Raw genomic sequence first — 18,945 nt, 5'->3', positions numbered from 1 at the left:
CGGCGGTCATTGCGAGTCGCGGGAAGTGACGGGGTTACCGGGCTCATTGCCGGGCAGCAGCAAGCGCAATCCCACGCCCGGCTCCGTCGCGATCCAGCGGGGGGCCGAGGCGTCATCGCCCAGTTTCTGCCGCAGCTTGCCGACCAGGATGCGCAGGTAGTGTGTGTCTTCCTGGTGCGTGGGCCCCCATACTTCGCGCAACAGTTGCGGCTGGGTGACCACGCGGCCGGCGTGCTGGACCAGCAACGCGAGCAGCGCGTATTCCTTGCGCGACAGCACGACGGGCTCGCCGTCGATGCTGACTTCACGGCGAGAAAGGTCCACCCGCAGGTGGTCGTCTTCGAATACCGGCAGCGCATCGTCCACCGCCACCTGGGAGCGAAGCAGTGCGCGAATACGCGCCATCAGTTCCTGCACGCCAAATGGCTTGGTGACGTAGTCGTTGGCCCCTGCGTCGAGCGCGGCCACTTTTTCCGATTCGCCGGAACGAACGGTCAGCACGATGACCGGCACCCGCGACCACTGCCGGATGTCCGACAGCACGTCCAGGCCGTCGCGGTCGGGCAATCCCATGTCGAGGATGACCACATCGGCGCCGTGCAGGGCCAGCGCATCCAGTCCCTTCTGCCCGTTCTCCGCCAGGTCGACCGCATAGCCCTGCGAACGCAGGCTGATCTCCAGGAACCGGCGGATCTGGGGTTCGTCGTCGATGACCAGCACACGCGCAGGTGGCGTGCCCGGCGAGGGTTTCCCTGTGCCGCTCATGGCCGGGTACCGGGAGGCGGTTCGTTGAGCGGCAACGTGATGCGAATGATCGTGCCGCGGCCGTCCGGCCCGGGCAGCGCTTCGACTTCGCCACCGTGGGCGCCGATCATGCCGCGGCATATGGCCAGTCCGAGGCCGGTGCCGTGACGCGGACGGCCGCCGTTGCCGCCATCTCCGCGGCTCACGCTGTAGAACATCTCGAAAATGCGGCGGCGCTCGTCGTCGGGGATTCCGGGGCCGAGGTCGCGCACATCGATGCGCAACCCGCCGTCGTCGAGCCTGGCGTCTATGGCGATGGCTTCCTCCGGGGGCGAGAACCGCGCCGCGTTCTCGATCACATTGAACAACGCTTGTTCCACCAGGGCCGGATGCACCCAGATCGGTCCCAGTGCCGGATCCACGTGGATGGCGAATCGCGGAGCCGCCTGATAGCGGCGCAGGCGGCCGACCGCGGAGCCGATCAGTTCGTCGACGCCGATCCAGTCGCGCTGCAGGGTCAGGCCACCGTGGCCGAGACGGGTCATGTCGAGCAGGTTCTGGATGTAGCGGTCCAGGCGCTCGCCTTCGCTGCGCACGGTGTCGAGCAACGCATGGCGATCGTCTTCGTTCATGGCGTGGCCATAGCTGTCCAGGCTGCCCGCCGCTCCGATGATCGCGGCCAGCGGCGTGCGCAGATCATGGGATACCGAGGAGAGCAGGGCGCTGCGCAGTCGCTCGGTTTCGTTGGCGACGCGCTCTGATTGGAGTTCGGCCACCAGTCGGACGCGCAGCAGGGCCTGGGCGATATCGTCGGCCATCGATCGCGCCTGCTGACGCTGGCGTTCGTCCAGCTTGAGTGCATGCGGCGGCATCTTCAGGCCGATCACGCCCAGCGTGCCGCGCGGCGCCTGCAACGGCAGGAACCACCAGCCATGTTCCTCGGCCGTTTCGGCGTGGCGTGCATGGGGCGGCCCCTGGACCTGGCGCAGGACGGGCGGCGCTGGCGGCGCCACGCCGGCGACATGCAGGTCGCGCTCGCCCAGGCGGCCCTCACTTAGTTGGATCCAGACATGAGCATCGAAGCGCTTGCTCAGCACCGCATTCGCCGCCGCCACGACATCGTCCTCGTTCGCAGCGACAGCCAGGCGCTGTCCCAGTTCCTGTCGCGTCAGGACGTCGCGGTTGGTCGTGCGCAGCGCCTGGACCTGCATGGCCAGTCGTGAGGCGAGTCGCCCGGCCAGAAGGGCGGCCGCCAGGAACAGCGCGACGGTCGCCACGCCGTGATGCGCGCTGATGTACAGCGTGTAACGGGGTTCGATGAAGAAGAAGTTGTAGGCGAGAAAGCACAGCAGCGCGGTCAGCACCGCCGGGCCGGTGCGGGTGCGCGACGCCACGATCAGGACCGCGAGCATGAACACCAGCGACAGGTCGTCCAGCCCGACCCAGCGCTGTGCGGCCGCCGCCACGCCAACGGCCAGCAAGGCGCCGATCACGGCGAGCACGTAGCCGGCGGCCGGATTGGTGGCCTGTGAGTCGTCGGTCATGAGAGGAGGGTGCGTGCGGCAGCCATCATTGTGCCGTGAGGGCGTGTCCAGTGTGTCGCGCCTTGCCGCTGCGCGCACGCCTGCCGCGAACAATTTACGGGAAATTTACGCGCAGGGGCTGAGCCGCGTCTTCTGCGTTTATGGGCTGCGGATGAACACTGCGCCTGTCGGGGCTGGCAAGCGTCAGGCCTCGGCGTTTGCTCCCCTTCGCCACGGCCCACGTACCCATGAGCAGCACCATTGCAAGTTCCACATCTCTGCCAGATGGCCAGCGCAGCGCCGGGTTCGGCGCCTTGATGCTCGGCGCCATCGGCGTCGTCTTCGGCGATATCGGCACGAGCCCGCTGTACACCATCAAGGAGGCGTTCTCGCCGCACTACGGCCTGACGCCCGATCACGCCACGGTGCTGGGCATCCTGTCGCTGGTCTTCTGGGCGCTGATGGTCGTCATCACCATCAAGTATGTCGCCGTCATCATGCGGGCCGACAATCACGGCGAGGGCGGGGTCATGGCGCTGACCGCGCTCGCGCAGCGTACGCTTCCGGCCGGTTCCCGCGCCTGCTACGTCGTGGGCATCCTCGGTGTATTCGGCGCCGCGCTTTTTTTTGGCGACGGCGTGCTGACGCCGGCGATCTCGGTGTTGTCCGCGGTGGAAGGACTGGAAGTCGCCACACCCACGCTGCGTGAGTGGGTCCTGCCGATCACCATCGGCGTGCTGTTCGTGCTGTTCGCTACGCAGCGCTTTGGCTCCGATACGGTCGGCAAGGCATTCGGGCCGGTCATCGTCTTCTGGTTTCTCGCCTTGGCGGCCATTGGCGTGCACAACATCGCCGGCAATCCGGAAGTGCTGGGCGCGCTCAACCCCTGGTGGGGAGCGAAGTTCTTCATCTCGCACGGATGGCACGGCATCTTCATCCTCGGCGCCGTGGTGCTGGCGGTGACCGGCGGCGAGGCGTTGTATGCGGACATGGGGCACTTCGGCCGGCGGCCCATCCAGTACGCGTGGAATTTCCTCGTGCTGCCCGCGCTGACGCTCAATTACCTGGGTCAGGGCGCGCTGCTGCTGGCCAATCCGCAGGCCGTCGATAATCCCTTCTACCTGGGGGTTCCGGAGTGGGCGTTGTATCCGATGGTCGGCCTGGCGACCGCGGCCACCGTCATCGCCTCCCAGGCCGTGATCAGCGGCGCCTATTCGGCCACGCGCCAGGCCATCCAGCTGGGCTACCTGCCGCGCATGGGAATCCGGCACACCTCGCACGAAACCATCGGGCAGATCTACGTGCCCTCGATCAACTGGTTGCTGATGGTCGCCGTCATCGCCACGGTCCTGGCTTTCCGCAGCTCCACCGCGCTGGCGACCGCCTACGGTGTATCGGTGACCGGGACGATGCTGATCACCAGCATCATGCTGGTGGTGGCGATGCGTTCGCGCGCCACGCTCCCCGGCTACGTCTTCTGGCCGTTGGCGGCGCTGTTCGTGCTGGTGGACGTGGCGTTCCTGTTCGCCAATCTGGTCAAGTTCCTGGACGGAGCGTGGTTCCCGATCGCACTTGGCGTGGTGGTGTTCGCGCTGCTTCGCACATGGAGCCGAGGACGTGCGCTGCTCCAGCACGAGATCCGCAAGGACGGCATCCGACTGGATGCCTTCCTGCCGGGCCTGATGCTGGCGCCGCCGGCACGCGTGCCCGGCACGGCGGTCTTCCTGACCGCGCAGCAGGACATCGTGCCCAAGGCGCTTCTGCACAACCTCAAGCACAACAAGGTGCTGCATGAACGCAACGTGCTGCTGACGGTCGAAACCCAGACGGTTCCGTTCGTGGCCGCCGATTCCCGGCTGTCGCTGGAAACGATCGGGGACGATTTCTACAAGGCGATCGTGCGATACGGGTTCATGGAATCGCCGGATGTTCCACTCGCGCTGATGCGATCGGTGGACTGCAGCACGCTGTGCTTCGATCCGATGGAAACGACGTATTTCGCAAGCCGCGAGACCATCATCGCGCACCGTCGCCGCGGCATGCCGATCTGGCGCGACAAGCTGTTCAGCCTGATGCATCGCAATGCCGCGCCGGCGACGGATTTCTTCAGGATCCCGACATCACGCCTGGTCGAGCTGGGCGCGCCGGTCGAGATCTGATCGCAATCGGCCGGCACAAAAAAAGCCGCCCGGATTGCTCCGGGCGGCTCGATGCATCAAACCGATGCGGTTGCTTACTTCTTCGCAGCCTTGTCGGTCGCCGCAGCGCCCTTGCCGCCGGTCAGGCCACGCTTCTCCAGCAGCGGCTCGATCTTCGGATCGTGGCCGGCGAAGTTGCGGAACAGCTGCAGCGCGTCCTCGCTGCCGCCCTGCGACAGCAGCGTCTGGCGGAAGTGGTCGCCGTTGGCGCGGCTCAGGCCGCCGTTCTGCTTGAACCACTGCACGCTGTTGGCGTCCAGCACTTCAGACCAGATGTAGGCGTAGTAGCCCGCGGCGTAACCACCCATGATGTGGCTGAAGTACGTGGTGCGGTAACGCGGCGGCACGGCGTAGAAGTTGACGCCGTCCTTCTTCAGCGCATCGGCCTCGAAACCGATCACGCCATTGGCGGCCGGCAGCTGGTCCGCGGTGGCCTGGTGCCAGTTCTGGTCGAGCATCGCCGCACCGAGGTATTCGGTGGTGGCGAAGCCCTGGTTGAACTTGGACGTGGCCAGCACCTTGTCGAGCAGTTCCTTCGGCATAGCCGCGCCGGTCTGGTAGTGCTTGGCATAGTTGGACAGGATCGACGGCCAGTCGGCCCACATCTCGTTGACCTGCGACGGGTACTCGACGAAGTCGCGCGGAACGCTGGTGCCGCTGAAGTACGGGTACTTCACGTTCGAGAACATGCCGTGCAGGGCGTGACCGAACTCGTGGAACGCCGTGGTCACTTCATCCCAGGTCATCAGGGTCGGCTTGCCTTCCGACGGCTTGGGGATGTTGAGGTGGTTGGCGACGACGGGCTTGAAGCCGGTCAGGTCCGACTGGTCGACGTAGGAGTTCATCCATGCGCCGCCGCGCTTGGAGGAGCGCGCATACGGGTCGAAGATGAAGATCGCCAGCTGCGAGCCGTCCTCGTTGAACACGTCGTACACCCAGGTGTCGGCGTGGTACTTGGGCAGGTCGGTGCGCTGCTTGAACTTCAGGCCGTAGAGCTGGCCGGCGGCGTAGAACACGCCGTTCTCCAGCACGTTCTTCATCTCGAAGTACGGCTTGAGCTGCGACTCGTCGAAGCTGTACTTCGCCTGGCGCACTTTCTCGGTGTAGAAGGCCCAGTCCCACGGCTCGAGCTTGAAGGTCGGCTGGCCCTTGGCCTTCTGCTCCTTGTCGATCATCGCCTGCAGGTCGGCGGCCTCGAGCTCGGCGTTGGCGACCGCGGCCGGGGCGAGCTGGCCGAGCATCTTGTTGACGGCATCCGGAGTCTTGGCGGTCTCGTCCTCGAGCACGTAGGCCGCGTAGTTCGGGTAGCCCATCATCTTCGCGCGCTCGGCGCGCAGCTTGGTGACCTGGGAGACGATGGCGGTGTTGTCGAACTCGCCACCGTGGCTGCCGCGCGCGACCGAGGCCTTGTGCAGGCGCTCACGCAGGGCGCGGTTGGTCAGCTGCGCTTCCGGCGGCTGGCCGGTGGTGTTGAGCAGGGCGATGACGTACTTGCCTTCCAGCTTGCGCGCCTTGGCGGCTTCGGCAGCGGAGGCGATCTGCTCGTCGGACAGGCCGTCGAGTTCTTCCTTGGTATCGACGGTGATCGCCGCAGCGTTCACTTCCGCCAGCACGTTCTGGCTGAACTTCGTGCCCAGCGCGGCCAGTTCGGAGTTGATCTGCCTCAGGCGGGCCTTGTCGGCGTCCGACAGGTTGGCGCCGGAGCGGACGAAGTCGGTGTAGTAGCGCTCGACCAGGCGCACGCCCTGGGCGTCCAGGCCCAGCGAGGTGCGGGTGTCGTACAACGTCTTGACGCGGGCGAACAGCTTGGCGTTGAGGTTGATCGCGTCACGATGCGCGGAGAACTTGGGCGCATAGTCGCCCTGCAGCTTCTCGCGGACCGGGTTGGTGTCGGTGCCGACGAGGTTGAAGAAGACGGTCAGGGCACGGGTCAGCGTGCGGCCCGACTTCTCCATCGCGATGATGGTGTTGTCGAAGGTCGGCTTCGCCGGATTGTTGGCGATCGCGTCGATTTCCTTCAGTTGCTCGGCCATGCCGGCGTCGAAGGCGGGAGCGAAGTCGGCGTCCTTGATCCTGTCGAACTGCGGGTAATGCAGCGACAGCGGGCTGTCGGCGAAGAACGGGTTCGCGCTGTTGATGGCTTGCGCACTCACGGTTGTGTCTGCCTTGGGCGATTTGGCATAGGTGGGGGCGGTCGCGGCAATTGCCACGGCCAGCGCCAGCGCGAGAGGGTGCTTCATGGGACGGTGAGCCTCGTCAAAGGGAGCCCGAAGCCTACCCGAAGGGGGCCTGCCGGACCCCTGACGAAAGGCATGGGGGGAGACCCGGGTTTCGCACGGTTCGGGGCGGCTACACTGCGGCGCACGAGGCTGTCGTCTGCGACGGGCGTAACGTTTGGCTCGATGTGGCGGCTCACATACCTGAATACGCACACCTGGGGATTCGCATGCAGTCGAAAGACATGAAGTCGAAAGACACGTCGAGGGAAATGGGCTCGAAGGCGGGCGCGGTGCTGGTGGGCTGTCTGGCGCTGGGATTCGGCGCCAATGCCCTGGCGGCAGAGACCCTGCGCTACGTGGCGCTGGTCGACGGAGGCAAGCAGGCCGGGCAGCAGGTGGTGACGGTGCGGGACGACGGCACGACCGCGGTCGATTTCATCTTCAAGGACAACGGCCGCGGGCCGGAGCTGAAGGAAGAGTACCGCCTGGCCGCCGACGGCACATACCAGTCCTACCGCGTGCAGGGCACCTCGACGTTCGGGGCGAAGATCGACGAGAGCTTCACCCGCAGCGGTAATCAGGCGCAGTGGAAGTCGACATCCGACGATGGCCGGCAGGCCGTCGACGGCACCGCGCTGTACTCGCCGCTGGGCGGCACGCCGGCAGGATTTTCAGTGGCCTTCAATGCGCTGTCCAAGCGCAGCGACGGCAAACTGCCGCTGATTCCGAGCGGCACGCTGACCTCGCGCAAGGTCACCGACATGGAGGTCCAGTGCAGTGGCGCCAAGCGCCAGGTGCAACTGGTCGCCGTCACCGGTGTCGGCCTCACCCCGACCTTCGCCTGGGCGACGACCGGTGCCAATCCGCGCCTGTTCGCCTACATCTATCCGGGCTACCTGCAGTTGATCGAAGACGGCTGCCAGGCCGATGCGAATGCGCTTGAGGCCAGGCAGAAAGTGGCCGAAGGCGAAGCGCTGGTGGACCTGGCCAAGCGCCTGGGTCATCCGCTGGCCGGCGCCACGCTGATCCGCAATGCGCGCGTGTTCGACAGCGAGAAAGCCACGCTCGGCCCGGCCAGCGACGTGCTGGTGCGCGGCGGCAAGATCGTGTCGGTTTCGCCGGCGGGCAAGGACAAGACCCAGGCCGACAACGTCGTCGATGCCGGGGGCAAGGTGCTGCTGCCGGGCCTGTTCGACATGCACGGCCACATGGGGCGTTGGGATGGCGGGCTCGACCTGGCGGCGGGCGTCACCACCGTGCGCGACATGGGCAACGACAACGCCACGCTCCAGCAGATGATCCAGGAGATCAAGGCCGGCACGCTGATGTCGCCGGATATCGTCCCGGCCGGCTTCATCGAGGGCGAAAGCAAGTTCTCCGCGCGCAACGGCTTCGTCATCAAGAACCTGGATGAGGCCAAGAAAGCGGTGGACTGGTACGCCGAGCACGGCTACCCGCAGATCAAGATCTACAACTCGTTCCCCAAGGACGTGCTGAAGGACACCGTCGCCTACGCGCATTCCAAGGGCCTGCGCGTGAGCGGCCACGTACCGGCATTCCTGCGTGCGCAGGACGTGGTGGATAGCGGTTTCGATGAGATCCAGCACATCAACCAGCTGATGCTGAACTTCTTCGTCGACGACAAGACCGACACGCGCACGCTGGCCCGTTTCTACCTGCCGGCGGAAAAGACCGACGCCCTCGACCTCGACAGCCAGCCGGTGCAGGACTTCATCGCCGGGCTGGCGAAGAAGCAGATCGTGATCGATCCGACGCTGGCGACCTTCGAGTTCCTGCACCAGCGTGCCGGCGAGATGTCGCCGATCGTGGCCGATGTCGCCGACCATCTGCCGCCGGACATCCAGCGCGGGCGCCGCACCGCCGAGATGAACATCCCCGACGACGCCACCGCGTCCCGGTACAACCGCTCCTACAGCAAGATGGTGGAGTTCGTGGGTCGGGCCTACCGGGCTGGCGTGCCGGTCGTGGCCGGTACCGACGAAATGGTTGGCTTCACGCTGCAGCACGAGCTCGACCTGTACGTCAAGGCGGGCCTGACCCCCGCCCAAGTGCTCCAGATCGCCACCTGGAATGGCGCCAAGTACACTCGCACGCTCGACCAGCGGGGTTCGGTGTCGCCAGGCAAGCGCGCTGATCTGGTGCTGATCGACGGTGATCCCACCGCCAATATCGGCGATATCCGCAAGGTGGCCCTGGTCATCAAGGGCGATATGGCGTACTACCCGAGCGAGATCCACGAGGCGCTCGGCGTCAAGCCGTTCGCAATGCCGGTCAAGGTCGGAACCGCGAAATGAATTCACGCCCCGCGCCCGCGAGGGCGCGGGGTGATCGCAGGATGCGGCGGGGTACGGAGCTTTAACAGTCTGGTAACATTTGCCGATCATGTCAGCCGCCAGGCGCGGGATCGGTCCGCGTCGAGGCCGTCAGGGGACGGCCTGAGTCTTGCAGTCGAGCCTTGTTCCATCGCCGTGCCTGCATGCTGGAGAGGGTGTGCCGGTGCGTCGGCCTTCGAACCTTTGGCGCTTCATTTGGCGCCACCTATCGAGACCGCCCAATGCCTTCCATGCCGCTTGCCCGCAAGCTTCCCCGCCACGCCCTGACCGTCGCCATCGCGCTGATGCTCCCGGCGCAGGCCACCCTCGCGCAGGATGCGCAGACCCCGGCGCCCGCTGCGTCCGCCGCTGAGTCGAAGGCCAAGACCCTCGATGCCGTGCAGGTCACCGCGCAGCGCAAGGTCGAAAACCTGCAGGACGTGCCGGTCTCGGTCAGCACGCTCAACGCCGAGCAGCTCGACGTGTTCGGATCGGGCGGCAACGACGTGCGTTTCCTGTCCGGCCGCGTGCCCAGCCTGAACATCGAATCCTCATTCGGCCGCGCCTTCCCGCGCTTCTACATCCGCGGCTACGGCAATACCGATTTCCGCCTCAACACCTCGCAGCCGGTGTCGCTGGTGTACGACGACGTCGTGCAGGAGAACCCGATCCTGAAGGGCTTCCCGGTGTTCGACCTGGATCGCGTGGAAGTGCTGCGCGGCCCGCAGGGCTCGCTGTTCGGCCGCAACAGCCCGGCCGGCGTGGTGAAGTTCGAATCGACCCGTCCGTCGCAGGAGTTCGACGGCTACGGCAAGGTCGGCGTCGGCGACGACAACATGTGGAATCTGGAAGGCGCCGTCGGCGGTGGCCTGACCGACCAGTGGTCGGGGCGCGCGTCGGTGCTGTTCCAGCGCCGCGACGACTGGGTCGACAACACCTTCCCGGGCCCGAACGAAAGCTTCGAGGGTTATGACGAGTCGGCCGCCCGCGTGCAGGCGCTGTACGAAGGCGAAGGTTTCGAGGCGCTGCTCAACGCGCATGCGCGCCACCTCAACGGCACCGCGCGCCTGTTCCGCGCCAACATCATCGAGCCGGGCACCAACGATCTGGTCGACGGCTTCGACGAAGACAAGGTATCGCTGGACGGCCTGAACCACTCCGAGCTCGACAGCTTCGGCGCCAATGCCCGCCTGAGCTGGGAGCTGGGCGACGGCTACACGTTGTACTCGATCACCGGCTACGAGACGCTGGATACCTACAGCCGCGGCGACATCGACGGCGGCTTCGGCGCGGTGTTCCTGCCGGTGTCCGGCCCGGGCGTCATCCCGTTCGCCTCGGAAACGGCCGACGGCATTCCGGACCACTCGCAGTGGACCCAGGAATTCCGCATCGAATCGAACACCGGCACCGCCTGGAACTGGCAGGCCGGCCTGTTCTATTTCAATGAAGACTACGACGTCGAAAGTTTCAGCTACGACTCGCTCAACGGCGGGGCGCAGGACGGCTACGAGCGCGTGAACCAGACCAACGATTCGTGGGCCGTGTTCGGCGCCGCGACGTGGCAGGCCACCGAGAAGCTCGAGCTGCGCGCCGGTGCGCGATACACCTGGGACAAGAAGGACCTGAAGGTCGAGGAATACTTCAACACCGGCTTCGCGCCGTGTATCGGCCCGGCCATCGGTATCCTGCCTCCGCCGGTTCGCTGCACGCTGACCGATCTGGCCAACGCCGAGCCCGACGGCGACCTGTCGGCCTCGACGGACGACCAGAAGTTCAGCTGGGACCTGGCAGCCACCTACGAGATCAACGACGACGTGAACGTGTACGGCCGCGTCGCCACCGGCTATCGCGGCAGCAGCATCCAGGCCGCGAGCGCGTTCAACTTCAAGTCGGTCGCCGAGCCGGAAACCTCGACTTCGTACGAGATGGGCGTGAAGGCCGACCTGTGGGACAACCGCGCGCGCATCAATGCCGACATCTTCTACTACGAGGTCAAGGACCAGCAGCTCACTGCCGTGGGTGGCATGAGCAACGCCAACATCCTGATCAACGCCGACAAGACCGTTGGCCAGGGCTTCGAGCTGGACTTCCAGGCCTTTATCACCGACACCCTGTTGTTCACGCTCGGCAGCAGCTACAACGACACCGAGATCAAGGACCCCGACCTGAGGGTGTCGGGTTGCGCAGCGTGTACCGTCACGGATCAACCGGAGGTGGATCCGGTCACCGGCCTGCCGACGGGACGCTTCTTCATCGACGGCAATCGCCTGCCGCAGGCCCCGGAATGGACGCATAACCTGACCCTGCGTTGGGGCATCCCGATGGACAACGGCGGCGAGTTCTACGCCTACACCGACTGGGTCTACCGCAGCGAAGTGGGCTTCTTCCTGTACGACTCGATCGAGTTCACCGGCAAGCCGCTGACCGAGGGCGGCCTGCGCCTGGGCTACACCTGGGATTACGGCAAGTACGACGTCGCGATCTACGGCCGCAACATCACCGACGAAGTGCAGGTGGTCGGCGGCATCGACTTCAACAACCTGACCGGCTTCATCAACGAGCCGCGCCTGTTCGGTGCGGAGTTCAAGGCCAGCTTCTGATTGTTGCTGCCAATCGTGTCCATACAACGCCGGGCTAGTCCCGGCGTTGTTTTTCAGGCGACATGGAGATCGCTGGCAGCCACGGCCACCGAGCCCGTGGCCTGCGCTATTCTGGACAGGACGCTGCATCGGAGGATTCCCCCATGACCACCGCCTACGATTTCACCGCCACCAACATCGACGGCCAGCCGAGCTCCCTGGACGAACATCGCGGCAAGGTGCTGCTGATCGTCAATGTCGCATCGCAATGCGGTTTCACGCCGCAGTACACCGGACTGGAGAGGCTCTGGCGCGATTACGGCAACCGTGGCTTTGCGCTGCTGGGTTTCCCGTGCGACCAGTTCGGCCACCAGGAACCCGGCGACGAGGCCGAGATCAAGAGCTTCTGCTCGCTCAACTACGACGTCACCTTCCCGCTGTACTCCAAGATCGACGTCAATGGCGATGCCGCGCACCCGCTGTGGAAGTGGCTCAAGGACGAGAAGGGCGGCCTGCTCGGCATCGATGCGATCAAGTGGAATTTCACCAAGTTCCTGGTCGGGCGCGACGGCCGGGTGCTCAAGCGCTACGCGCCCACCGAAAAGCCCGAAACGATCGCCAAGGACATCGAAGCCGCACTGGGGTGATGCGATGGTACTGATGGAAGTAGAGGCATCGCCGCTGCAGGTCGAGATCAGCCGGCATCGGCTGGGGTTGCGCGTGCATGTGCGCGGCGAGGAAACCTTCGAGAACACCGTCGCCTACTGGCGGACGATCATCGACAAGCTCGACGGTATCCCCGGGCGTGGCCTGTTGCTGATCGATGAGTTGCAGGGCACGCCGCTGTCGGAGCCGCAATGGCTGGACCTGATCGTGTCGATGGACGGCTCGCACCTGCGGCGCTTCCGCATCGCCCACGTCAGGCCGGGCGGGCTTCGCGATGTCGAATACTGCGAGCTGTTCGCCCGCGACGCGGACTACGATGCGCGGGTGTTCGTCGATGAGGGAAGCGCTGAGCGCTGGCTGGCCGAGGCCTGACGACCCGTTCCGATCACTTCTCGACGAACGCCCGCTCGAACACGTACTGGCCCGGCGTGCCGATACGCGGTGCGGCGCTGAAGCCGCGGCCGTCGAGGATGGCGCGGAAATCGGCCAGCATCTGCGGGCTGCCGCAGATCATGGCGCGGTCATGCTCAGGGTCCAGCGGCTCGATGCCGAGCTGCTCCATCATCCTGCCGCTGTCCATCAGTTCGGTCAGGCGGCCACAATGGTCGTGGCCGCCGAACTCGAAGGCCTCGCGCGTCACCGCCGGGTAGTACTTCAGCTTGGCCGCGATCTGTTCGCCCAGGAATTCGTGCCGCGGCAGCTCGTTGACGATGTAGTCGCGGTAGGCCAAGTCCTGGATGCTGCGCACGCCGTGGGTCAGGATGACCTTGTCGAAACGCTCGTAGGTTTCCGGGTCCTTGATGATCGCCAGCCACGGCGCGAAACCGGTGCCGGTGCCCAGCAGGTACAGGTTGCGACCGGCGTGCAGGTCGTGGATCAGCAACGTTCCGGTCGGCTTGCGGCCGATGAGCACCTGGTCGCCCGGCTGGATCGATTTCAGGCGCGAGGTCAGCGGGCCGTTGGGAACCTTGATGCTGAAGAATTCCAGCTGTTCTTCCCAGTTGGCGCTGGCGATGGAATAGGCGCGCAGCAGCGGACGCAGCGAGCCGTCCGCCTGCGGCACCTGCAGTCCGATCATCACGAACTGGCCGTTGTCGAAGCGGAAGCCGTCGTCGCGCGTGGTGGTGAAGCTGAAGTAGTCGTCCGTCCAATGACGGACGTCCAGCACGATTTCGGTGCCGAAAGCAGAGGACATTGAGGGGGCGGGGGAGTGAATCGTGGCCGGGAATTTTACGCCACCGCGCGGGCGTATGCTGGTGCCATGCCCGACGACGCGCCCGGCACGCTGTGGACCATCGGTCATTCGACACGCGACTGGCCCACGTTCCTGGGCCTGCTGACGCAGGCGGGTATCGTCAACCTCGTTGATGTGCGCCGTTTCGACGGCTCGCGCCGCCATCCCCAGTTCTCCGGCGAGGCCATGGCGGATGCTTTGGCAGAGGCCGGCATGCGCTACGTCCCGATGCCCGAACTGGGCGGGCGGCGCACTCCCGCGCCCGATTCGCCCAACACCGCGTGGCGCAATGCGGCCTTTCGTGGCTATGCCGATTACATGGCCACCGCGCCGTACCGCCAGGCGCGCGATCGTCTGGCCTCGCTGGCGCGGCAGGCGCGCACGGCGGTGATGTGCGCCGAGGCGGTGTGGTGGCAATGCCATCGTGGGCTGATTGCGGACGACTTCAAGGCCAGCGGCTGGCTGGTGATCCACCTGATGGCACACGGTCGGCAGGACGAGCATCCGTTCACATCGGCGGCGCGCATCGTCGAAGGCCGCCTGGTGTATTCGCCGGCGTCGGATGCGGATAAGCAGGGGGCCCTGTTCTAGGCGGACGCGCCCAATCGGCATGTCGGCTGGCGGTATGATGTTCACGGTTCCCAGGGAGGCGCGCCATGTCCATCAATTCCAAGGCGCGCCGTGATGCGAAGAAGCGCCAGCTCAAGCACGAAAAGCCCGCCGGCCCGCAGCGTCCTTCGATCGAACCGCATGCCGAGCTGCGCGATCCGCAGGGCGCGTTGCTGGGCGGGATCGTTCGTCGCGAAGGCGAGTGGACGCTGGGGCTCGGCGGTCGCATCGTCGGCGAATCGCAAAGCGCCGCGCGCGTGCTGGCCATCCTCAAGCGTGCCGCCACGCTGCACGAACGCGAAGGCACCGCGGTGCGGCTGACCTGCTCCACGACCCTGCGCTCCGCAGCACATCAGGAAGCGGCCGCGCAGGGGCTGAGCTTCGAGCAGTTCGAAGCGAAGCTGGCGCAGGAGTTGTCGGCCGATGTCGCCGCGATGCCGGTGCAGGGCGGCGCTACCCATTAGGCGCGCGCATCCCAGTACTTCGCCCCGGTGTCATGCCTCAGTTGGCGGGAGCGTCCAGGCGCAGCAACTGGCCGTCGCTCTCGTCGGTCAGCACGTAGACCTTGCCGTCCGTGCCGACGCGTACATCGCGGATGCGCTTGCCCAGTTCCTTCAACAGCCGCTCCTCGCCGGTGATGCGGCCGCCGTCCAGGCTCAGTCGGATCAGGCTGCCGTCGGACAATGCGCCCAGGAACAGGCTGTCGCTCCATTTCGAATGGGCGTGCCCGGTATAGAACGCCATGCCGGAAAGGGCGGGCGATTTTTCCCAGACGTGGTAGGGCTGCTCCATGCCGGGCGCGGACGTGCCGACGGCTTCGGGAATCTTCAGGCCGGAATAGTTGATGCCGTAGGTGATGATCGGCCAGCCGTAGTTCTTGCCCGGCTCCGGCAGGTTGATCTCGTCGCCGCCGCGTGGACCATGTTCGGCCTCCCAGACCTTGCCGGTGCGCGGATCGAGCGCGAGCGACTGCATGTTGCGATGCCCGTAGCTCCAGATCTCCGGACGCGCATCCTTGCGGCCGACGAATGGATTGTCGGCGGGAACGCTGCCGTCGAGGTTGAGCCGCACCAGCTTGCCCTGCAGCATGTCGAGCTTCTGCGCGGTCGGACGGTCGTTGCGCTCGCCCTGGCTGATGAACATGTGGCCCTTGCCGTCGAAGACGATGCGCGAGCCGAAATGGTTCGGGCCGACGAGCTTGGGCTGCTGCTGGTAGACGCGGCGTACGTCGGTCAGCGAAGTGTCGCCGAGCGTGGCGATCGAAACCGCGGTGCCGGCACTGCCCTCGGGGCCCGGTTCGGCATAGCTCAGGTAGATGCGCCGGCTGCTGGCGAAGTCCGGAGCCAGCACCACGTCGAGCAGGCCGCCTTGTCCTTCGGCCCAGACGGCCGGTACACCGGACAGCGGTGCCGAGACCTTGCCATCGGCCGAGATGCGCCGCAGCCGGCCCGGCCGCTCCGTGACCAGGAAGCCGCCGTCGGGGAGCAGAGCCACGGACCACGGGTGCTCCAGGCCAGAGGCAATCGTCGTCACGCCGACGGAGCCGAGTTGGCTGGTCACTTGCTGCGTGGCCAAGGCCTTGGCGGCTGGCTGGGACGCCTGGGCGTCGTGCTGCTGCGCGCGGCAGGCGGAAAGACCGGCCGACAGCGCCAGCGACAGGCCGACGACGAGTGCGGTGCGTTGGACGACTGCGTGCATGTGCGGTCCTTGTGATGTCGATAAGTGCTGCGGATTGGCGCAAGTCTCGCCGCCCTGACCGCGCCATTCTCGCCGTCGTTCCAGCGGCCGGTCATTCCAGCGAAAGCTGGAATCCATTTTGCTTTTGCCTTTGCCGCCTTGGCAAACCGCGGGCAAAGAGCCGAGGCAACGTCAAAATGGATCCCGGCTTTCGCCGGAACGACGGGTAGATGGCGGTTTGGCTGGAGGGCGGCATGAATTTCACCATCCACATCGGCCATCAACGGTATCCGGACGCCTGCAGCTCGAACAGTTCGGCATAGCGTCCGCCCTGTTCCAGCAATTGCTCGTGCGTGCCGCTCGCCTCCAGCCGTCCCTCGGCGAGGACCAGAATGCGATCTGCCATGCGCACGCTGCTGAAGCGGTGCGAAATCAGCACCGCGGTCTTGCCGTGCGAGAGTTCCTTGAAGCGCTGGAACACTTCGAACTCGCTGCGCGCATCCAGTGCCGCCGTGGGTTCGTCGAGGATCATCACCTGAGCATCGCGCATGTAGGCGCGGGCGATCGCGATCTTCTGCCATTGTCCGCCGGAGAGGTCGACACCGGTCTTGAAGCGGCGACCGATGACCTGGTCGTAACCCTGCGGCAATCCGGCGATCACCTCGTCGGCCATCGCCCGGCGCGCGGCGTCGCGGATGCGTCCGGCGTCGTCCATCGCGTCGATCTGCCCGACGCCGATGTTCTCGCCGGCCGTGAGGTGGTAGCGCACGAAGTCCTGGAAGATCACGCCGATGTTGGCGCGCAACTCGTCCAGGTCGTACTCGCGCAGGTCACGGCCATCGAGCGTGATGCGGCCCTCGTCGGGGTCGTACAGGCGCGCGAGCAGCTTTACCAACGTCGTCTTGCCGGCGCCGTTCTCGCCGACCAGCGCCAGCACTTCGCCGGCATGCAACTGGAAGCTGAGATGGCGCAATGCCCAGCGCTCGGCATCGGGATAGCGGAAGCCGACGTCCTCGAACACGAAGCCGCGTGCGATCGGCTTGGGTACCGGAAGTGCATGTTCGGGGGAAATGATCTCCGGCCGGATCTCGAAGAACGAGAACAGGTCGTCGAGATAGAGCGCCTGTCCGGCCACCTGCGAAAAACCGACCAGCAGTCCTTCCAGCAGTTGCCGCAGGCGGCGGAAGCTGCCAGCCAGGAACGTCAGGTCGCCGATGCTGAAATCGCCCGTGACCGTGCGCCAGGCGATGTAGGCGTAGGCGAAGTAGTAGCCCAGCGTCCCCAGCGCGGCCAGCAGCGCGCCCCAGACCGCGCGGCGGCGGGCGAGGGCGCGGTTGGCGCGGTAGAACTTGTCGGCGAGCTCGCGGTACCTGGCGATCAGGTAGCGATGGAGGTTGAAAATCTTCACCTCCTTCGCCGTCTCCACGCTGGCGCCCATCTGGCGCACGTATTCGAGCTGGCGCCGTTCCGGCGTCCAGGCGTAGTTGAGCGAGTAACCTAGCGCGTTGAAATGCGCCTCGCCGATGAACGCCGGCACCAGCGCAACCGCCAGCAGCACGATCAGCCAGGGCGCATACACCAGCAGGCCGGCGGCGAAGCTGATCACGGTGATCGAATCCTGCACCTGGCCGAACAGCTGGCTCATCAGGTTCATGCGGCCCATCGTCTGACGACGCGCGCGATCGAGCTTGTCCTGCAGGTCGGGATCTTCGAAATCCTCGAGGTCCAGCGTCGCCGCATGCTCCATCAGCCGCACGCTGGTGGCGTTGGTGAACAACTCAGACAGCAGCGCGTCGCCGTAGCTGATCAGCCGGCCGAGCAGGTCGGAACCGATCGCAAACGCAAACTCGATCATCAGCAGCCATGCCAGCGTTTCCAGCTGGCCGCTGCGCCAGGCGGCGCCAATGGAGTCGAACTGCACGCCGGCCGCCACCAGCCGGACCGCCTCATCGATGATCAGCTTGCCGACGTAGAGCGTCGCGACAGGCAGGAACGCGCGGATCAACCTCAGGCCGAGCGTGGCCAGCGTGAGTGCCGGGCTGGTGGCCCAGATCTGGCGAAGGAAGGGCGGCAGGTTGCGCAGTGCGTCGAAGCGTTCGCGCAGGCTCGGTTTACCGGAGGAGACAGGTTCGGCCACGGGCTGGTCATGAAGTGACAGGCAGGTCCGATTCTGCCTGTTCAATGCTCAGGTCCGGTGAATGCCGGCCGGTGGGCGCGGGCCAATGCCCGCATCAGCGGATGTCAGAAGCGGTAGACCACGCCCAGGCGCAATCCGCTGTCGGTGAAATCCACGTTGCCGTTGAAGTTGGACTTGTTCGCGTCGGCATCGATCTTGTCCGCGGTGTAGTCCAGCGAGAAGCCGGTGTTCTCCCATGGGAACCACTCGACGCCGATACGACCGAAGGTAACGTCGGCATCGATGTCGTTGATGTCGGCGCTGAAGTAACCGACATCGGCCGAGATGCGCCAGTCCTCTCCAGGGGTCCAGCGCCAGCTGCCGCCGATCGTTGGCGCGGGCAGGTCGAGATCAGCCGAATTGCTGACGCTGCCCCCGGCCTGGTTGCCACCGGCATCGATCTCCAGCGAGAGGCTCAACTCCAGCTTGTACCAGACGAGCCCGACTCGCGGGCCCAACGCCCACGTGTCGTGGGAAGCCGCCCACCAGACGTAGTAGGCCTCGTAGGTGTCGACATTGAGGTCGGTGCGAACCGTGGCCGACGCCTCATAGACGTTGTCCTCGAACTCGATGTCCCGCTGCAGCGTCCGCGTCGAATCCGAATCATTCTTGTAGTAGGAGATGCCGAACTCGTGGTGCTCCCACGGGCGCCAGGTCAAGCCCACGTAGCCGATCGTATTGCTCTTGTCGAGACCGAGGTCGCGATGGAGATCGATGGGGGTGCCGGCAGCAGTTTCACCGTCGGCGCGCACTTCGGTATCGAAGTCGGTGATATAGCCGCCGATCCGCCCGCTGAATGTATCCAGCGGTTCCACCGCCCGCGCCTGCGGCGCCATCGCCAGCATGCCGAACGCTGGGACCAATGCGACCAGGAACTTGGACTTGGACTTGGACGACATGAAGATCTCCCGATGAGTACCCCGGACATCGCGTCCGTCCGGGGCGGCGTATTTCTGTGCTTCCCGTAGGCCAGAACGGTCCGGCTTC

At 65.7% G+C, this 18,945-nt stretch carries 13 protein-coding genes and 1 pseudogene; 7 read left to right on the top strand and 7 right to left on the bottom strand.

The window, feature by feature from the left end:
* Window positions 1–6 precede the first annotated feature (6 nt).
* Entirely contained in the window at window positions 7–765 is a 759-nt protein-coding gene (locus tag J2X06_RS15620) for a response regulator transcription factor (protein WP_310064002.1), read from the bottom strand.
* Window positions 762–2,246 (bottom strand): annotated as a pseudogene (locus J2X06_RS15615) (sensor histidine kinase); the annotation flags it as partial. The gene J2X06_RS15620 and the pseudogene J2X06_RS15615, both read right to left, overlap by 4 nt.
* A 338-nt stretch (window positions 2,247–2,584) precedes the next feature.
* Between J2X06_RS15615 and J2X06_RS15610 the strand changes: the two are divergent.
* Window positions 2,585–4,426, top strand: coding sequence for a potassium transporter Kup (locus J2X06_RS15610; protein WP_430539618.1), 1,842 nt, complete (start codon window positions 2,585–2,587; stop codon window positions 4,424–4,426).
* Window positions 4,427–4,500: 74 nt separating this feature from the next.
* Here J2X06_RS15610 and J2X06_RS15605 read toward each other — a convergent pair whose 3' ends face one another.
* Entirely contained in the window at window positions 4,501–6,705 is a 2,205-nt protein-coding gene (locus tag J2X06_RS15605; RefSeq protein WP_310063998.1) for a M3 family metallopeptidase, read from the bottom strand.
* Window positions 6,706–6,911: 206 nt separating this feature from the next.
* Here J2X06_RS15605 and J2X06_RS15600 point away from each other — a divergent pair, with 206 nt between their 5' ends.
* The 4 genes from J2X06_RS15600 to J2X06_RS15585 all read left to right on the top strand — a co-directional run bounded on the left by J2X06_RS15600 (window position 6,912) and on the right by J2X06_RS15585 (window position 12,634).
* Entirely contained in the window at window positions 6,912–8,999 is a 2,088-nt protein-coding gene (locus J2X06_RS15600) for an amidohydrolase family protein (protein WP_310063996.1), read from the top strand.
* A gap of 269 nt (window positions 9,000–9,268) precedes the next feature.
* The gene (locus J2X06_RS15595) at window positions 9,269–11,617 is read left to right on the top strand and encodes a TonB-dependent receptor (protein WP_310064476.1); all 2,349 of its coding nucleotides are present in this window, start codon (window positions 9,269–9,271) and stop codon (window positions 11,615–11,617) included.
* A gap of 143 nt (window positions 11,618–11,760) precedes the next feature.
* Entirely contained in the window at window positions 11,761–12,243 is a 483-nt protein-coding gene (locus J2X06_RS15590) for a glutathione peroxidase (protein ID WP_310063994.1), read from the top strand.
* A 13-nt stretch (window positions 12,244–12,256) separates the two neighbouring features.
* Entirely contained in the window at window positions 12,257–12,634 is a 378-nt protein-coding gene (locus tag J2X06_RS15585; protein WP_310063992.1) for a hypothetical protein, read from the top strand.
* Between the two features lie 13 nt (window positions 12,635–12,647).
* Here J2X06_RS15585 and J2X06_RS15580 read toward each other — a convergent pair whose 3' ends face one another.
* Window positions 12,648–13,457, bottom strand: coding sequence for a ferredoxin--NADP reductase (locus tag J2X06_RS15580; protein ID WP_310063990.1), 810 nt, complete (start codon window positions 13,455–13,457; stop codon window positions 12,648–12,650).
* Window positions 13,458–13,523: 66 nt separating this feature from the next.
* Between J2X06_RS15580 and J2X06_RS15575 the strand changes: the two genes are divergently transcribed.
* The gene (locus J2X06_RS15575) at window positions 13,524–14,087 is read left to right on the top strand and encodes a DUF488 family protein (protein ID WP_310063988.1); all 564 of its coding nucleotides are present in this window, start codon (window positions 13,524–13,526) and stop codon (window positions 14,085–14,087) included.
* Between the two features lie 65 nt (window positions 14,088–14,152).
* Window positions 14,153–14,569: a hypothetical protein gene (locus J2X06_RS15570; protein ID WP_310063986.1), complete on the top strand. Its 417-nt coding sequence runs from the start codon at window positions 14,153–14,155 to the stop codon at window positions 14,567–14,569.
* Window positions 14,570–14,606: 37 nt separating this feature from the next.
* Here the strand turns inward: J2X06_RS15570 and J2X06_RS15565 are convergent, their stop codons facing one another.
* The 3 genes from J2X06_RS15565 to J2X06_RS15555 form a co-directional block, all read right to left on the bottom strand.
* Window positions 14,607–15,803 (bottom strand): PQQ-dependent sugar dehydrogenase, encoded by a 1,197-nt coding sequence (locus tag J2X06_RS15565; RefSeq protein WP_310063983.1) that lies wholly within the window; start codon window positions 15,801–15,803, stop codon window positions 14,607–14,609.
* 259 nt (window positions 15,804–16,062) lie between these two features.
* Window positions 16,063–17,919: an ABC transporter ATP-binding protein gene (locus tag J2X06_RS15560; RefSeq protein WP_310063981.1), complete on the bottom strand. Its 1,857-nt coding sequence runs from the start codon at window positions 17,917–17,919 to the stop codon at window positions 16,063–16,065.
* Window positions 17,920–18,023: 104 nt separating this feature from the next.
* Window positions 18,024–18,857, bottom strand: a complete 834-nt coding sequence (locus J2X06_RS15555; protein WP_310063979.1) for a hypothetical protein — start codon at window positions 18,855–18,857, stop codon at window positions 18,024–18,026.
* Window positions 18,858–18,945: the final 88 nt, after the last annotated feature.

It is taken from the genome of Lysobacter niastensis (assembly GCF_031457115.1).
Classification (GTDB): Bacteria; Pseudomonadota; Gammaproteobacteria; order Xanthomonadales; family Xanthomonadaceae; genus Lysobacter_J; species Lysobacter_J niastensis_A.
The sequence above is the reverse complement of the archived record's forward strand: the minus strand, read 5'-3'. Positions and strand labels throughout refer to the sequence as shown.

What these genes read in the sequence shown, in the direction of transcription:
- J2X06_RS15620 (WP_310064002.1), bottom strand. Translation starts at nt 765, where the DNA reads ATGAGCGGCACAGGGAAACCCTCGCCGGGCACGCCACCTGCGCGTGTG.
- J2X06_RS15610 (WP_430539618.1), top strand. Translation starts at nt 2,585, where the DNA reads ATGCTCGGCGCCATCGGCGTCGTCTTCGGCGATATCGGCACGAGCCCG.
- J2X06_RS15605 (WP_310063998.1), bottom strand. Translation starts at nt 6,705, where the DNA reads ATGAAGCACCCTCTCGCGCTGGCGCTGGCCGTGGCAATTGCCGCGACC.
- J2X06_RS15600 (WP_310063996.1), top strand. Translation starts at nt 6,912, where the DNA reads ATGCAGTCGAAAGACATGAAGTCGAAAGACACGTCGAGGGAAATGGGC.
- J2X06_RS15595 (WP_310064476.1), top strand. Translation starts at nt 9,269, where the DNA reads ATGCCGCTTGCCCGCAAGCTTCCCCGCCACGCCCTGACCGTCGCCATC.
- J2X06_RS15590 (WP_310063994.1), top strand. Translation starts at nt 11,761, where the DNA reads ATGACCACCGCCTACGATTTCACCGCCACCAACATCGACGGCCAGCCG.
- J2X06_RS15585 (WP_310063992.1), top strand. Translation starts at nt 12,257, where the DNA reads ATGGAAGTAGAGGCATCGCCGCTGCAGGTCGAGATCAGCCGGCATCGG.
- J2X06_RS15580 (WP_310063990.1), bottom strand. Translation starts at nt 13,457, where the DNA reads ATGTCCTCTGCTTTCGGCACCGAAATCGTGCTGGACGTCCGTCATTGG.
- J2X06_RS15575 (WP_310063988.1), top strand. Translation starts at nt 13,524, where the DNA reads ATGCCCGACGACGCGCCCGGCACGCTGTGGACCATCGGTCATTCGACA.
- J2X06_RS15570 (WP_310063986.1), top strand. Translation starts at nt 14,153, where the DNA reads ATGTCCATCAATTCCAAGGCGCGCCGTGATGCGAAGAAGCGCCAGCTC.
- J2X06_RS15565 (WP_310063983.1), bottom strand. Translation starts at nt 15,803, where the DNA reads ATGCACGCAGTCGTCCAACGCACCGCACTCGTCGTCGGCCTGTCGCTG.
- J2X06_RS15555 (WP_310063979.1), bottom strand. Translation starts at nt 18,857, where the DNA reads ATGTCGTCCAAGTCCAAGTCCAAGTTCCTGGTCGCATTGGTCCCAGCG.